Annotated in this window: 1 protein-coding gene; it reads left to right on the forward strand. The window is 65.8% G+C overall.

Annotation, left to right across the window (positions count from 1 at the left end):
- Positions 1-1,440, forward strand: a 1,440-nt coding sequence (gene treS, locus KLI87_RS39570; RefSeq protein WP_214621090.1) for a maltose alpha-D-glucosyltransferase, incomplete at both ends; no start/stop codon positions are given.

Consider the following 1,440-nt stretch of genomic DNA (forward strand, 5'->3'; position numbering starts at 1 on the left):
CCGCATTGGTTCAAGACGGCGGTGTTCTATGAGGTGTCGGTCCGGGGCTACGCCGATTCCAACGGCGACGGCTACGGCGACCTGCGCGGCCTGATCAACAAACTCGACCACCTGCAATGGCTGGGCATCGACTGCCTGTGGCTGCTGCCCATCTACCAATCACCCCTGCGCGACGGCGGCTACGACATCGCCGACTACACCACCATCCTCCCCGACTTCGGCGACCTCGGCGACTTCGTCGACCTCATCGACCAAGCCCACACCCGCGGCATCCGCGTCATCGCCGACCTGGTCATGAACCACACCTCCGACGCCCACCCCTGGTTCCACGCCTCCCGCACCGACCCCCAAGGCCCCTACGGCGACTTCTACACCTGGAGCGACACCGACACCGGCTACCCCGACGCCCGCATCATCTTCATCGACACCGAAACCTCCAACTGGACCTACGACCCCATCCGCCGCCAGTACTACTGGCACCGCTTCTTCTCCCACCAACCCGACCTCAACTACGACAACCCCGCCGTCCAAGACGCCATGCTGGAGGTCCTGCGGTTCTGGCTCGACCTGGGCATCGACGGATTCCGCCTGGACGCCGTCCCCTACCTGTACGCCCGCGAGGGCACCAACTGCGAAAACCTCCCCGAAACCCACACCTACCTCAAACGCGTCCGCGCCGAGATCGACCGCCTCTACCCCGACCGCGTCCTACTCGCCGAGGCCAACCAATGGCCCGCCGACGTCGTCGCCTACTTCGGCGACCCCGCCCGCGGCGGCGACGAATGCCACATGGCCTTCCACTTCCCCGTCATGCCCCGCATCTACATGGCCGTCCGCCGCGAACAGCGCTACCCCATCTCCGAGATCATGGCCCAGACCCCCACCATCCCCACCAACTGCCAATGGGGCATCTTCCTCCGCAACCACGACGAACTCACCCTGGAGATGGTCACCGACGACGAACGCGACTACATGTACACCGAATACGCCAAAGACCCCCGCATGAAAGCCAACATCGGCATCCGCCGACGCCTGGCCCCCCTCCTGGACAACGACCGCAACCAACTCGAACTGTTCACCGCCCTCCTGCTCTCCCTCCCCGGCTCCCCCGTCCTGTACTACGGCGACGAGATCGGCATGGGCGACAACATCTGGCTCGGCGACCGCGACGCTGTGCGCACCCCCATGCAATGGACCCCCGACCGCAACGCCGGCTTCTCCCGCGCCGACCCCGCCCGCCTCTACCTCCCCGTCATCATGGACCCCATCTACGGCTACCAGGCCGTCAACGTCGAAGCCCAGGCCGACAACCCCGGATCCCTCCTGCACTGGACCCGCACCATGATCGAAATCCGCCAACGCCACCCCGTCTTCGGCGTCGGCACCTACAACGAACTCTCCGCCTCCAACCCCTCCGTCCTCGCCTTCACCCGCGAGATC

The sequence above is a fragment of the Actinomadura sp. NEAU-AAG7 genome (assembly GCF_018603865.1).
GTDB classification, from domain to species: domain Bacteria; phylum Actinomycetota; class Actinomycetes; order Streptosporangiales; family Streptosporangiaceae; genus Spirillospora; species Spirillospora litoris.